This is a genomic window from Streptococcus sp. 27098_8_99 (assembly GCF_041431935.1).
Classification (GTDB): Bacteria; Bacillota; Bacilli; order Lactobacillales; family Streptococcaceae; genus Streptococcus; species Streptococcus parasanguinis_D.
The window spans coordinates 1-14543 of record NZ_JAPVYQ010000005.1 but is presented as its reverse complement, the minus strand read 5'-3'; the positions used below and the strand labels follow the sequence as shown (position 1 = coordinate 14543).

Annotated in this window: 13 protein-coding genes and 8 tRNA genes; all 21 read right to left on the bottom strand. The window is 40.8% G+C overall.

The window, feature by feature from the left end:
- Positions 1–5 precede the first annotated feature (5 nt).
- Positions 6–3731 (bottom strand): phosphoribosylformylglycinamidine synthase, encoded by a 3726-nt coding sequence (locus O3605_RS03910; RefSeq protein ID WP_371585292.1) that lies wholly within the window; start codon positions 3729–3731, stop codon positions 6–8.
- 55 nt (positions 3732–3786) lie between these two features.
- Positions 3787–4494: a phosphoribosylaminoimidazolesuccinocarboxamide synthase gene (gene purC / locus O3605_RS03905; protein ID WP_371585291.1), complete on the bottom strand. Its 708-nt coding sequence runs from the start codon at positions 4492–4494 to the stop codon at positions 3787–3789.
- Positions 4495–4644: 150 nt separating this feature from the next.
- Positions 4645–4893, bottom strand: coding sequence for a phosphopantetheine-binding protein (locus O3605_RS03900; RefSeq protein ID WP_031574126.1), 249 nt, complete (start codon positions 4891–4893; stop codon positions 4645–4647).
- A 3-nt stretch (positions 4894–4896) separates the two neighbouring features.
- The gene (gene plsX / locus O3605_RS03895) at positions 4897–5892 is read right to left on the bottom strand and encodes a phosphate acyltransferase PlsX (protein ID WP_155125373.1); all 996 of its coding nucleotides are present in this window, start codon (positions 5890–5892) and stop codon (positions 4897–4899) included.
- Positions 5889–6668: a DNA repair protein RecO gene (gene recO / locus O3605_RS03890; protein ID WP_201089983.1), complete on the bottom strand. Its 780-nt coding sequence runs from the start codon at positions 6666–6668 to the stop codon at positions 5889–5891. Before recO ends, plsX begins: the two co-directional genes overlap by 4 nt.
- The gene (locus O3605_RS03885) at positions 6652–7833 is read right to left on the bottom strand and encodes a pyridoxal phosphate-dependent aminotransferase (RefSeq protein ID WP_371585290.1); all 1182 of its coding nucleotides are present in this window, start codon (positions 7831–7833) and stop codon (positions 6652–6654) included. Before O3605_RS03885 ends, recO begins: the two co-directional genes overlap by 17 nt.
- A 154-nt stretch (positions 7834–7987) precedes the next feature.
- On the bottom strand, positions 7988–8836 hold the full coding sequence (gene srtB / locus O3605_RS03880) for a class B sortase, LPKTxAVK-specific (RefSeq protein WP_118228669.1): 849 nt from the start codon (positions 8834–8836) through the stop codon (positions 7988–7990).
- Between the two features lie 88 nt (positions 8837–8924).
- The gene (gene abpA / locus O3605_RS03875; RefSeq protein WP_223325567.1) at positions 8925–9545 is read right to left on the bottom strand and encodes an amylase-binding adhesin AbpA; all 621 of its coding nucleotides are present in this window, start codon (positions 9543–9545) and stop codon (positions 8925–8927) included.
- A 222-nt stretch (positions 9546–9767) separates the two neighbouring features.
- Positions 9768–9908: a hypothetical protein gene (locus O3605_RS03870; protein WP_176744607.1), complete on the bottom strand. Its 141-nt coding sequence runs from the start codon at positions 9906–9908 to the stop codon at positions 9768–9770.
- Positions 9909–9956: 48 nt separating this feature from the next.
- Positions 9957–10931 (bottom strand): ribose-phosphate diphosphokinase, encoded by a 975-nt coding sequence (locus tag O3605_RS03865; protein WP_003002322.1) that lies wholly within the window; start codon positions 10929–10931, stop codon positions 9957–9959.
- A 178-nt stretch (positions 10932–11109) separates the two neighbouring features.
- Positions 11110–12351 (bottom strand): peptidoglycan hydrolase PcsB, encoded by a 1242-nt coding sequence (gene pcsB / locus O3605_RS03860; RefSeq protein ID WP_371585289.1) that lies wholly within the window; start codon positions 12349–12351, stop codon positions 11110–11112.
- A gap of 93 nt (positions 12352–12444) precedes the next feature.
- Positions 12445–12945, bottom strand: a complete 501-nt coding sequence (gene mreD, locus O3605_RS03855; RefSeq protein WP_371585288.1) for a rod shape-determining protein MreD — start codon at positions 12943–12945, stop codon at positions 12445–12447.
- Between the two features lies 1 nt (position 12946).
- On the bottom strand, positions 12947–13765 hold the full coding sequence (mreC, locus tag O3605_RS03850; protein ID WP_371585287.1) for a rod shape-determining protein MreC: 819 nt from the start codon (positions 13763–13765) through the stop codon (positions 12947–12949).
- A gap of 63 nt (positions 13766–13828) precedes the next feature.
- A tRNA-Ser gene (locus tag O3605_RS03845) sits at positions 13829–13916 on the bottom strand.
- 4 nt (positions 13917–13920) lie between these two features.
- A tRNA-Ile gene (locus tag O3605_RS03840) sits at positions 13921–13994 on the bottom strand.
- Between the two features lie 33 nt (positions 13995–14027).
- Positions 14028–14098: transfer RNA gene (locus O3605_RS03835), tRNA-Gly, on the bottom strand.
- A gap of 16 nt (positions 14099–14114) precedes the next feature.
- Positions 14115–14187, bottom strand: a tRNA-Phe gene (locus O3605_RS03830).
- Between the two features lie 3 nt (positions 14188–14190).
- Positions 14191–14264: transfer RNA gene (locus O3605_RS03825), tRNA-Met, on the bottom strand.
- 12 nt (positions 14265–14276) lie between these two features.
- A tRNA-Ser gene (locus tag O3605_RS03820) sits at positions 14277–14366 on the bottom strand.
- A 10-nt stretch (positions 14367–14376) separates the two neighbouring features.
- Positions 14377–14450 (bottom strand) — tRNA-Ile (locus O3605_RS03815).
- A gap of 16 nt (positions 14451–14466) precedes the next feature.
- A tRNA-Met gene (locus O3605_RS03810) sits at positions 14467–14540 on the bottom strand.
- Positions 14541–14543 lie beyond the last annotated feature (3 nt).

Here is a 14543-nt window from a genome sequence, read left to right as displayed (position 1 = left end):
ACCTTTTATTTTCCAGTAAAGTATTTAACCGCTGATGCAAAGAGATGTTGGTCTTTATTTCCTGGAATATTTTGAAAGAGACCATCTTCGAAACGTTCTGAGTGACCCATCTTCCCAATAATTTGACCGTTCTTACTTGTGATACCTTCGATCGCATGGACAGAACCATTTGGATTGTATTTAGAATCCATGCTTGGTTTCCCTTCGAAGTCAACATATTGGGTAAAGATTTGACCATTGTCACGAAGCTCTGCGAATTCCTCAGCTGTCACGACAAATTTCCCTTCACCGTGTGATACTGGGATGGCATGGATGTCACCAACTTTCACGCCTGCAAGCCATGGTGAGTTCGTGTTGGCAATCCGTGTTTCAACCATCTTAGCCACGTGTTGGTTGGCATCATTGTAGAAGAGGGTTGGACTCGTGCTGCTCGCATCTTCAAAGTTACCATATGGAAGAAGGCCTGATTTGACGAGGGCCTGGAACCCATTACAGATACCGATGATCAAACCACCACGTTCGATGAAGTGATCAATGGCTGCACGCACTTTTTCGTTAAGCAAGATGTTCACGATAAATTTAGCGGATCCATCTGGTTCATCTGCTGCTGAGAAGCCACCTGCAAAGAAGATAATATTCGCTTTTTCAATGTTGTCAACCATGGTGTCAACAGACTTGACAATAGCTTCTTCATTCAGTGTGACAAATGGTACCAAGTTGACTTTTGCACCTTCTTTTTCAAAGGCCTTAGCGGAGTCATATTCCGAGTTAGTACCTGGGAATACTGGGATGTAAACCACTGGTGCCTCAACTGTTTCTTTAGCTTTGATAACAGTATCTGATGCCAACGCAGGTACTTCTTCCAGCTCAGTTGCTTGTGCAAATTCCGTTGGGTAAACCTCTTCCAATTTACCTTGGAAGGCACTGTCAAGTTTGTGTCCATCAAGCGTTACACCATTGACAGTAAGTGTAAAGTCATCTGCTGTTTGTCCAATCTTGGCAACACCTGCAATTTCTTCAGGCGATGTGAAGATGAATCCACCCAATTGGGCTGTCAAGCTAGTGTCAAGGTCAGCTAATTCGACGTTTGCACCAATATGGTTCCCAAAGGTTGCAAGGGCAAGAGCTTCAAGGACACCACCGTATTTGACAGCGGATGCAGATGTGACTTTGTGAGTTGCTTGGATGGCTTCAAATTGAGCAAAGTTAGACTTGATAAGATCAAAGTCAATTTCTTGTGCCAAAGCTTGACCTGGGATGTAATAGATATTTTCACCAGTAGCTTTAAATTCTGGAGAAAGGACCTTACGGCTATCTGTAGTTGTCACCCCAAAAGCAACCAAGGTTGGTGGTACTGTCAATTCTTCAAAGGTACCAGACATAGAGTCTTTCCCACCGATAGATGGCAAACCAAGTTGAATCTGAGCTTCAATGGATCCAAGAAGAGCTGCTACTGGTTGACCAAAACGCTCTGCTTGTTTATCCATCCGCTCGAAGTATTCTTGATAAGAGAAACGAGCCTTAGACCAGTTTGCACCAGCAGCAACCAAACGAGCGGTTGCTTCGATGACCGCATAGGCAGCACCATGATATGGAGACCATTCTGCTACATAAGGGTTGAATCCTTGCGCCATAACAGAAGCGGTGGTTGTCACGCCATGTTGGACTGGTAATTTCTGTACAGAAGCTTCCGTTGGTGTGATTTGGTAGCGACCACCAAGTGGGTGATTGACTGTTGAACGACCAACTGAGCTATCAAAGATGGTTTGTAACCCTTTTTGACTGGCATGGTTCAAGTCAGCCAAGACCTCAAGAGTATCCGCTTCAAGGGTTTCAGCAGATGTTTGACGTTCTTCTGGAAGCTTGACATCCTTGTCAACCACCTTAGCATCTACAACCACACGTACACCGTTTGTATCAAGGAAACGACGTTCCAAATCAACGATGGTTTCACCATTCCAGTGCATGACTAGATTTGGTTTTTCAGTCACTGTCGCAACAACCACAGCATCAATATTTTCTTTGTTACATGCTGCAACGAAGGCGTCTACATCTTCTGGACGAACCACCACAGCCATCCGTTCTTGAGACTCAGAAATGGCAATTTCTGTACCGTTCAAACCTTGGTATTTCAATGGCACTTTGTCTAGATCAATTTCAAGACCATCTGCCAATTCACCGATAGCCACGCAGACACCACCAGCACCAAAGTCATTTGATTTCTTGATCAAACGGGTCACTTCCCCATTACGGAAAAGACGTTGAATCTTACGTTCTTCGATGGCATTCCCTTTTTGAACTTCAGCACCAGCTGTTTCAACAGATTCAACCGTTTGAACTTTAGAAGAACCTGTCGCACCACCGACACCGTCACGTCCAGTCTTACCACCGAGCAAGATAATCACATCACCAGCTTCAGGTTTTTCACGGACAACATTTTCCTTAGGAGCCGCACCGACAACCGCACCTAGCTCCATACGCTTAGCAACGAAACCTGGGTGGAAGTATTCACGAACATAAGTTGTGGCAAGACCAATTTGGTTACCGTATGAAGAATAACCGTGAGCTGCTGTTTTAGAAATCACTTGTTGTGGCAATTTCCCAGCGCGAGTTTCTGAAATTGGAGCTGTAATATCGCCAGCACCTGAAATACGCATGGCTTGGTAAACGTAGGAACGCCCTGACAATGGGTCACGAATAGCACCACCGATACAAGTAGCCGCTCCACCAAATGGTTCGATTTCCGTTGGGTGGTTGTGAGTTTCGTTCTTAAACATGAGAAGCCATGGCTCTTTCACACCATTGACATCCACTTCAATTTCAACAGAGCAGGCATTGATTTCATCAGATACTTCCATGTCATCCAAACGGCCATTGGCACGCTCATAACGACCAAAAATAGTCGCCATATCCATCAAGGTTTGAGGTTTTTCTGTACGTCCCAACTCATCACGCATGGCAATATACTTGTCATAAGTCGCTTGCAATTGTTTTTCAAATTTAGAAGCTGAGAAGTCGATATTTTTCAACTCAGTCTCGAAAGTTGTGTGACGGCAGTGGTCAGACCAGTAAGTATCCAAAACCTTCAACTCAGTCTCAGTTGGCACACGTCCAATGGATTTGAAGTAATCTTGAATGAAGAGAAGGTCATCCACTTCCATTGCCAATCCTTGCTCAGCCTTATACTGTGCAAAATCTTCTGCCGTATAAGTTTCAAAGAAATCCAAGCTTGGAATGGTCTTGTCAGACTCAGAGAAATCCTGTTTCGCAATGCCAACAGTGATATCTTTGAAACGAGAATCCACTGGATTCAAAAGGTAGTTTTTGACAGCTTCCAACTCATTCGCATCAATATCCTTGTTAACCAAGTACAATTTTGCTGTGTTCACCGTTACATCATTTGAACTACCAAGCAACAGCAAAGCTTCTTGTGAAGATGCCGCCCGTTGGTCAAATTGACCAGGCAAACTTTCAATCGCAAAGAAAGCATACTTATCAAGATCATCCTTAACCGCAGCCTCGTCCAAAACAGTATCGGTCACTTGTTCAGAGAAGATATGTTTTTCCGCACGCGCAAACAAGTCTTCTGCCAAATTAAAGACATCGTAAACCTGAACAATACGAAGATCATTCAAGGTTTTCAACTGAAGATTATGTTGTAATTCTTTTACTAAAGAGTCTGATTTTACACGAAAATCAGCTTTTTTCTCAACGAAAATACGTTTATCCATTTTATTTCCTTTATCTATTTCTTCTTAAAGATCATAGTGAAGACCAAGTAAAAGGTTACTTCAAGCCCTGTAATTTCTCCAACACAACCTGATATACATCCGTTAAACTGCCCAAATCTCTACGGAAAACATCCTTGTCCATATGGTGCCCTTCCGCATCCCAAAGGCGGCAATTATCTGGAGAAAATTCATCTGCCAAGATGATCTTACCATCCTTATCAAAACCAAATTCCAATTTGAAGTCAATCAAGCGAAGACCAATTTGTGCAAACCAATCTTTCAGCAATTCATTGATACGACGCGTTTCTTCCTTAATATAAGCAATTTGTTCATCATTGGCAATATCCAAAAACTTCACATGCTCATCATTGATGAATGGGTCATCCAACTCATCGTTTTTGTAGTAAAATTCAACGATTGGAGTTTTCAAGTCCAAACCTTCTTCCACGCCAAAACGTTTAGAGAAAGAACCCGCCGTCACGTTACGAAGAACAACTTCCAAAGGAATAATTTTTACTTTCTTGTTGAGTTGTTCTGTGTCAGAAATACGTTCGATAAAGTGAGTAGCTACTCCCGCAGCATTCAATTTTTCAAAAATAAGAGACGAAATCTGATTATTTAGCACACCCTTTCCCTTAATAGTCTCCTTACGAGCCCCATTTAGCATGGTTGCCTGGTCCTTATAGACCGACTTAATCACATTTTCGTCCTCAGTAGTATAGATATCCTTAGCTTTTCCAGTATAAATCAGTTGATTGGTCATGACTTTGTTCGCCTTTCGTATTTTATCACCTTCATTCTATCACATACAAAGTGTATTTTCAATAAATTTCCGTACAATATAGGCAGAAACCGAATGAAAAGGACAGAAAAAAAGATCATCCAGAACAATCTCTGAACGATCCCTTTTCAACTACTTACTAGCAGTTCGTTTTTCGATATAGTCAACGACATCTCCTACCGTGTTAAAGTCATCAATAGCCTTGTCTGGAATCTCCAATTGGTATTCATCCTCAAGATTGATAATAAATTCCATCAATTCAACAGAGTCGGCTTGTAAATCCTTGCGCAAATCTGATTTCAAAGAAACTTGGAAATCTGGTCCCTTGCGGTCTTTGAGAAATTCCTCAATTGTAGCTAAAATTTCGTTTTGTTTGCTCATATATTATCCTTCCTTCGATAATTCCTTCACTGATTTTCCAACAACATCTGTCTCTAACATAGTCCGAATCTGACGAATGGTACTATAGACTGCTTTTGCATCGCTCGAACCATGCGTTTTAACAACAGGTGCTTGAAGGCCAAATAAAACCGCTCCTCCAACATCTGAGAAATCCAAGGTTTGTTTCAATGATTTCAACCGGTCCTTGAGGAGAAAAGCTCCTAGTTTCGCCTTCCAGTTTCCAGTAGCAATTGCTTGTTTCAGTTGCTTCAAGATTCCAAAAGCTGTTCCTTCCATCGTTTTCAAGACAGCGTTTCCCGTGAAACCATCCGCCACAACAACATCTGCAACACCATCCATCAAATCACGCGCTTCCACATTTCCAACAAAATGAATCGACGCATCCTCAGATAACAATTGGTAAGTTTCCTTGCGCAAAGGATCTCCCTTACTAGCTTCTGTCCCATTGTTCAATAGACCCACGCGTGGTTTTTGAATCCCACGAACATTTTCCGCATAGTAAGACCCCATCACAGCATACTGATGCAAGTGCTCTGGTGTATTTTCCGCATTGGCACCTAAGTCCAACATGTCATACCCGCGACCATCAACCGTCGGAAGTGTGGACATCAATCCAGGGCGTTCCACCCCTTTGATACGACCAACGATAAAGAAACCTGCCGCCAACAAGGCACCCGTGTTACCCGCAGACAACATAGCATCTACATCTCCAGCCTTCACATCCTTGGCAGCCAAGACCATAGAGGCCTGTTTCTTCCGACGAATAGCACGTGCCGGCTCATCATCTGAATCGATTTTTTCCTCCGTATGAACAATCGATACACGCTCTGTTGCTGTTAAATAGTTTTTGATTTTTGCCTCATCACCATACAAGACAATCTCAATATCATCAAAATCACGAATGGCTTGATTCACGCCTTCTACCAAGGCTTGAGGTGCATTATCGCCCCCCATTGCATCTACTGCAATTTTTTTCATGTTTCACCTCCAGATGAATCTTTCATAATCGCTCCCCAATCACTTAAGGAATCGATAAACTTTTTAGCTTTTAAATGGATCCCTACATACTCCTCATACAACTGATCCATCGCCTGACGTAGAGCTGCTTTCATCTCCGCTTGTAGAGAAATCGTCTCTAGCTCACTGAATCGCACTGCTTGAAACTGATCCAATAAATAGAGAACATTTGGATGCCAGTGAGCGCGTCTCTCATCCTGATCATAATGATCCGGACAAAGGACCCCACTATACCGGAAGGAATAGTCAAAAGGAAGGCCAACCCGATGGCAGAAACAGCATTCATGCAGATTCAAGACAACCCCAAACCGCGATAGAATCTGAATCTCAAAAATATTGGTCAAAACCTCATAATCCAAGCCTTCTTCCATCAAAGACAGGGTCTTTTCCAAAAAAGCAAACAAGGCCGGATCCACCTGATTATCCTGAATACTTGCATCTGCAAGCGCCAGAACATAGGTCGCATAAGAAAGGGCAAAAAGATCTGCATTGATTTTTTTATAAACCTGCACATCTTGAAAATCATCAATATAACTCAACCCATCATCATTGATTTTCAACAACATATCTGCCGTTACCAAAGGTTGCAACATGGGATTCAACCGTGATTTTCCCGCATGTTTCACAAAAAACATCCGCTTCCCTGACTTCTCTGTGAAGATTTTGACCAGCTTGTCATCCTCACGAAACTCCCGATTATACAGGACAATTCCCCGGGTCTCAATTGACTCCAGCATGTTCTTCCATATACTCCTTCAAGCGTTTCATAGCTTCCTTGATAACCTCCATGCTGGCTGCATACGACAAACGCACATAGCCTTCACCATATTGACCAAAAGCAGCACCAGGAATGAAAGCAACTGCTTTTTCACGCGCAAAATCCTGCAAGAAAGCAAAGGAATCTTGATTATAAGCAGCTGGGATTTTAGCAAAAATATAAAAGGCTCCATCTGGCTTAATAATCTCAAACCCAAGCGCGGACATCTTTTCAATAATATAATCGCGACGCTTCACATATTCCTTCTTCATTGGCTCCGCATCATCCCGACCTTCCGTCAAAGCTTCGATCGCAGCATACTGGTTCATGGTTCCAGCAGCCGTTACCAAATACTGATGGCTCTTGATGAGTTGGGCCGTCAATGCAGCAGGCGCAAAGATAAAGCCAAGCCGCCAGCCTGTCATGGCATGAGACTTAGATAAGCCATTAATAACAATGGTCTGTTCAGGAATGAAGGAGGCCATAGAGACATGCGCTTCTCCAGTATAAGTCAGCTCTGAATAGACTTCATCACAAATCACAAAGACTGCATATTTTTTTAAGACAGCAGCCAATTTCGCCATCTGTTCGCGCGAATACGTAACACCCGTTGGATTAGCTGGATAATTGAGAATAACAGCCTTCAATTTTTCACCCTGCTCTAGAATCGCCTTTTCCAACTTTTCAGGAGTCAAGACAAAACGATCTGCTGTCGTATCAATTTCGACAATCTCCGCCCCAACCAAATTCACAATGGGTTCATAACCAGGATAAGCTGGCGCCGGAAGAAGGGCTACATCTCCAGGTTCCAAGATCGCTGTCAAGGTTGCAGACAGGGCTTCTGTTGCACCGATCGTCACCAATATCTCATCTTCAGGACGGTAGTGAATCCCATACTTATCCGCCACAAACTGACTCGCAGCCTCACGCAAAGCCAGCAAACCACTCATCCCAGTGTAATGGCTAAAATTCGCATCAATGGCAGCCTTTCCTGCTTCTTTTACATGTTCAGGAGTTGTAAAATCAGGTTCCCCCAAAGTCAAACGCAAGACACCAGGAATGGAAGAAATTGATTGGTCAAACTGACGAATCAAAGATACTTCAATCCGATTCAGATTTTTATTAAAACGTTTCGTTAAATACATAGAACACCTCCAAAACACTTATATTCATTATACTATAAATAGGACCCCATCGCAAAAGAACAAGGCAGATCCCCACCTTTTGCTTACCACCAAAGGACATTTCAAAAATCCTTCCATGCAAAAAAGACTTAGCAATGCTAAGTCTTTCAAGTCATTATTGTTGGCCACGTGTTGCCACGTATTTCAATTGATCCGCATGTTTTGCCACAAAATCCTTCATTTCTGAATCAGGAATTTGACGAAGGTAGAGGTTAGAACGAATCGTTTCATCCTCTTCACGACAAGTTGACAATACTAAATACTTATCAGATGCTTTGATCTTGATATTAGGGTTCTTCGTACGAGCTGACTCATAGATATTCTTCAATTGTGTAGTAAAATCATTGTCATCAGTAAAGCTTGTACGGTAGAAAGCAGTGTCCTCTGGGACAATGACCAATCCCATGACTTCATAGTAATATTTCCGCTCTGGTGTCTCAATCACAACATATGGATGTTGGTCCAAATACTCTTGTTTGTCATAGTAGTTGACATCATTAAACATACGATGGTCGCCGACCTTACTACCACGAGCATGACCAAACAACCAAGTCAAACGATCACTGAAGTCTTTCTTGTTGTCCATATCCATGAAGACTGTTCCCATGTATGGTTCATTTCCACCATCAAACGTCTTATTCAAATAAGTTTCATTATCAGTGGTTTGTACAACAGGTTCATCCAACTCAGTACCCGGTGCATAGACATAAGCAATTGTCTCAGGGTTAACAGCTGTTAACTGAGCAAAACGATTTTTCAAGTAATCTTTTTCTTCTTGACTTGGTTCATATTTAGTTTCTTGCTTGGTTGAGCTTGTTCCAGTTGTTTTTTTAGCCGTGCTAGATGACTTAGTTCCTCCAAATGGATTAAAGAAAATAAATCCAGCAACAAGAACAACAACTGCAACAAGAGCAGCAATTACAAGACCCAATTTATTTGAACTTTTTTCCCCAGCTCTTTTCATTGATTGATCTCCTCTTGATGATTTTTTCTAAAAAATAACACTGAACCCGAAGGTCCAGTGATATTTTACGAGCTAATTAATAATCAAATTATTTAACTGCGCTTGTTTTTGGAAGAGCTTTACCAGCTTGTTTTGAACCAGCTTTACCAGCTTCTGCTTTTTTAGCTGCTTCTTCTGCTTTAGCTGCGTCAGCTTTAGCTGCATCTGCTTTAGCTGCGTCTGCGTTAGCTTGTTCTGGATTAATTCCATGTTCTTTCAAGTAACGAGCGTTAGCTTGTTCTGGAGTTTCATTCAAGATATAGTAACGGCCTTCAGCTTTCTTAGCTGTGTTTTGAACAGTTTGGAATTTTTGTACATATACGTTACGTACTTTTAAGAATGCATTGTTATATGCTTCATCGTATGCTGCTTTAATTGCAGTATACTTGTGGTCTCCACCTTCAACTGCATCCAAAGCTGCTTTAGCTGCTACTACCGCTGGATCTTGAGCTGCTTCAGCTTGGATTTCTCCCATGTGACCGTTAAGGTATTCTTCAACTGTACGAGCACTTACAAATTCAGATTGATCATAGTATTTTGAAGCGACGTCAGTATCTTGAGGTCCTCTAGGATTGTTAGCTCCACCGTTGACTCCACCTTCGGCAAGAACTGGTGCTGCTGCAGCAAATACTGCAAGAGCTGCTACTGATGATAATAAAACTTTTTTCATTGTTTTATCTCCTTTTTTCTTTTCAAAAATTATTCGTTACTTTGTAACTATGACTAGTATACTAGGATATTCTGCCTATGTCAAGACTTTTTCCATTTTTTTTAAAAAAAAGTTTAAGCTTTTGATCCATTTGAGATATAGAACTACGGATTTAAAACCATCTTGGAAAGACACTTTATTCATATATAAAAATGTATTTAAAAAATAGAAATCTTTTCTATCCTATTTTACCACCCCATTTTTTGGCAATCGTTTCTTGGGCAAACTAGGATCAGCCTTTGCTTCTAGTTCTTTAGCTGCTCGAACTAGTTTTTTCCTTTTCTTTTCTTTTTTTAGATTTTCCAACCATTTTCTGATTTCCATTTGTATTTCCTCCTATACAAAAGAGGCTGGTCTCCAGCCTCCTTATTATTAACATTTTTTGGCATTTCCGATTTCAAATAGAGGGGAAAGAGGACGATTTTCATGAATGCGAACAATAGCCTCAGCTAGAAGTTTCGCAATCGAAATTTGCTCAATTTTGTCAATCAAACGATCCTCCGATAGATAAATCGTATCCAATACGACCAACTTCTTAATGGCTGATTTTTGGATGTTATCCATCGCTGGACCTGATAAAACAGGGTGAGTGCAGCTCGCATAGACTTCAACAGCACCTGCTTCTGCAAGGGCATCCGCGGCATGACAGATTGTACCAGCTGTATCAATCATATCATCAATCAAAATACAAGTCTTGCCTTCAACACTCCCAATGATATTCATCACTTCACTCGTATTCATCTTATCGACACTTCGACGTTTATCAATAATCGCAATCGGTGTCTTCAAAAATTCAGCTAATTTCCGAGCACGAGTCACCCCACCATGGTCTGGACTGACAACAACATAGTCTTTTCCAATCATCCCGCGACGTTCAAAATAGTCGGCGATCAGAGGCGCACCCATCAAGTGGTCAACGGGAATATCAAAGAAACCTTGAATTTGAGCAGCGTGCAAATCAATTGTCAACAGACGATCAACTCCAGCAACCTCAAGCATATTGGCTACTAACTTAGAAGTAATTGGTTCACGAGCCCGAGCTTTCCGGTCTTGACGAGCATAGCCGTAATATGGCATCACCACATTAATGGATTGCGCACTAGCCCGTTTCAACGCATCTACCATAATCAAAATTTCCATTAGATTATCGTTAACCGGTGAGCTAGTGGATTGCAAAATATAAACATCTTTCCCACGGATTGATTCTTCAATATTAACCTGAATTTCTCCATCAGAAAATTGACGAACCGTTGACTTTCCAAGCGGTAGTCCCATTTCTCGAGACACACGTTGAGCCAATTCTTGATTTGACGACAAAGCAAAGAGCATTAAATCAGAAAATGACATGATTTCCTCCAGTAAAATCTAAAACCATATTGTACAGTCAGCACAAATTTCTCCTGTAATCATTTTATCGCTTTTTAAGCAAATATTCAAATATTAATTTATGGAAATTACAAAATCTATCACTACCTAAATTCTATCAAAAAAGAAGCAGAACAAATGTTCTGCTTCAGTATAATTCTTAGTTTGGATAGATATAAGTAACAGTACCTTGTGCTGTTGTTGGGTTAAACCAACCACGGTAGTTACCAATACTACGGATACCATTATAGTTAGACTCAGAAACTTGGATGCTTGTTGTAGATTGAACGGCTGTAACAACTGCTACGTGTCCATATCCACCATCATTCCAACATGCAATGGCACCAACTTGTGGTTGAGATCCTGTACGGAATCCTGCTGCTGCTGCACTTGCTGCCCATTGTCCACCATTACCCCAGTAATCACCGGCCCATGGAGCCAATGTCTTCGCACCCCATGTACATTCACCAACTGGATAAGATGATGCAGATGTACTATAAGTTGGACGAGAAGTAGTTGCTACTGGTGCAGCCGCTGCTTGAGTTTGAACAGCAGGTTGAGCTGCTGCTTGAGTTTGTGCCGCCGCTGGTGTTGCAGCAGGTGTTTGAGCCGCTGCCTGAACTTGTGCTTGAAGAGTTGTATTAGCAGAAGCTTTTACAGCTGCTTGTTGCTCTTTTTGTTTTGCACGGTAAGCTGCTTCAGCTGCTGCCGCTGCTGCTGCTGCTTTTTCAGCTTCAGCTTTCTGTTGCAACAAAGCATTCTTTTCGTTTTCAGCAGTTGATTTTTCAGCAGCCAAGTTCAATTGTGCTACTTTCAACTCAGCTTCTTTTGTTGACAAAGCTTGCGCATCATCTTCTAATTGCTGTTTGTTTGCAATGACAGTATTGATAGCATCGTTGTTTTCTTTTTGTTTTTGTGCAATATCTTCTTTATCACGTTTTTGCTCTTGCAACATTTTGTTGTTAGCATCTGCAATTTCATTCATAGCAGAAATACGTGAGATAGCTTCTGTCAAAGATCCAGAGCTAACAATCGCATTAATATAGCTTGTTGCAGTCCCAGTTGTTTGAGCACTACGTGCTTGATTTGCAAGTGATTCTTGACGAGCAACAATATTTTTTGACAACTCATCGATCTCAGCTGACAATCGTTCAGATTCTTCTTTCAAACGATCATTTTCAGCTTGAAGATTTTCTTGTTGTTTTTTAATTTCAGATACTTGACCTTGAATTTGATCTACCTGAGCTTGTGCGCTTTGTTGTTGTTGATTAATACTATTGATTTTGTTATCTTGAGCAGCAATCTTATCATCTGTTGAATCAGCTGATACACCAGCTACGACAGCACCTTGTGATAAAGCAACTGTACTCAATAAGATTGTGGCAAATAATTTTTTCTTCATTAGATAAATTTTCCCTTTCTAATAAGACACTAACTAGTATAACAAATTTTTTGAAAATTTATATTACGCTATTGTTACATTTTTATTTCGAGTTTATAAATAAATCTTTTCAAGTAAAGGCTGTAATACTATTAATAGAAGCACATTCAAAATTAAACTAGGCGCCATTTGGTAAATAATTAATGTAATCCAGTTAAATTTTATACCGATAAAAAGAATCAAAAGAAGATTGGTTAAAAACTGAAATAATAGAATCGTTAATAAAAATGTAAAAAAACGAGTCAATCGATTGACCAAAATAATCTGATTACACCGATAAAAAATCACCTGTAATAAAGGAAAGACAAGGAAAGCAATTCCTATAGTGTGTAAAAAATACACATCAAAACAAAAACCAAAAAGGATTCCCCACCAAATACTAGCTATCTCAGAGAAATAGAGACTCAATAACATAAAACCATATAGAAATAAAAATGAAGTAGGTTCAAAGGAGCTTGGACTGAAACGAGAAATAAGAAAAGAGATTTGCCCATCAACAAATAAAGATAAGAATAAGATTAAAGGGAAAAAATGGTACTTACGTATGACTTTCACACTACTCTCCAATCAATAGTACATAACGATTGACATCTAAATTAGCCTTTGGTTTTACACGAATTTCTTGTCCTAACTGATCAGATGCCTTTTGAGTAGAAGTCACAGTACCAAGAGGTAAGTCACTACTCTTATATTTTCCTAAACCACTTGTTGAAACCAGAGACCCTTTTTTAATTTCAACTGGATCTCCAATTTGCAACAACCGAAACTCACCTGTCTTCTCGTCATAACCATTTAATAAAGCAAAAATAGATTGACCTTGACTCTTAATTTTAAACGTCAGGTGTTGTGAAGAAATAGTATCTTCGACTAATAATTTCACTTTGCTAGAATTTTTCTCTATACTTTCTACCACACCAATGACGCCACCTGATGATAGAACAAACATGGAATCAGAAATGCCATCGGAACTACCTTTATCAATAACAAATTCCTGATCCCAAGAACTATAATTACGGTCAATAATTTGACTAACAACTTGCTTAGAACCAGATGAAGAATTTTTGATTGACATCAAGTCTTTCAATTCCTTATTTTCTGATTCCAAACGACTAAGTTTTGACTGATCAATATCATTTTGATAAAGACGAGATTTCAAAGAAAGATTTTCATCACTTAATTCAGATAAATTCTTAAAATCATTTGCCTTAGTTTCAACAAGAACAAATGGTACCGATACAGCCTTATCAACAATAGCTAATAGATCAGAAGATTTTGAAACAATAGCATTTCTAACAGATGGGAATAGAAATAAAATTCCTGAAACAGTCAAAACAAACACCAAACTAAAAACTTTTAAGAAACGATTCAAGAACATAGAAAAAAACCTTCAAAAATATAAAAAATAGTTTGAGACGTTATCTCAAACTTCGAAATTATACGGAGAATGGGGGATTCGAACCCCCGCGCCAGTTACCCGACCTAACGATTTAGCAAACCGTCCTCTTCAGCCTCTTGAGTAATTCTCCAAAATGGGCACGAGTGGACTCGAACCACCGACCTCACGCTTATCAGGCGTGCGCTCTAACCACCTGAGCTACGCGCCCAAGTTAAAAACTTGGTAATGAACCTATGTTCAAAGCGGGTGACGAGAATCGAACTCGCGACAACAGCTTGGAAGGCTGTAGTTTTACCACTAAACTACACCCGCTTATTATTAAAAGAAATGGCGCGAGACGGAATCGAACCGCCGACACATGGAGCTTCAATCCATTGCTCTACCAACTGAGCTACCGAGCCAAATTGCGGGAGCAGGATTTGAACCTACGACCTTCGGGTTATGAGCCCGACGAGCTACCGAGCTGCTCCATCCCGCGTTAATTTTAAAAAGGAGGATGTGGGATTCGAACCCACGCACGCTTTTACACGCCTGACGGTTTTCAAGACCGTTCCCTTCAGCCGGACTTGGGTAATCCTCCAAAATAACAATGGACCTTGTAGGACTTGAACCTACGACCACTCGGTTATGAGCCGAGAGCTCTAACCAGCTGAGCTAAAGGTCCAACAAGATCAACAATATAGCGGCGAAGGGGATCGAACCCCCGACCTCCCGGGTATGAACCGGACGCTCTAGCCAGCTGAGCTACACCGCCATA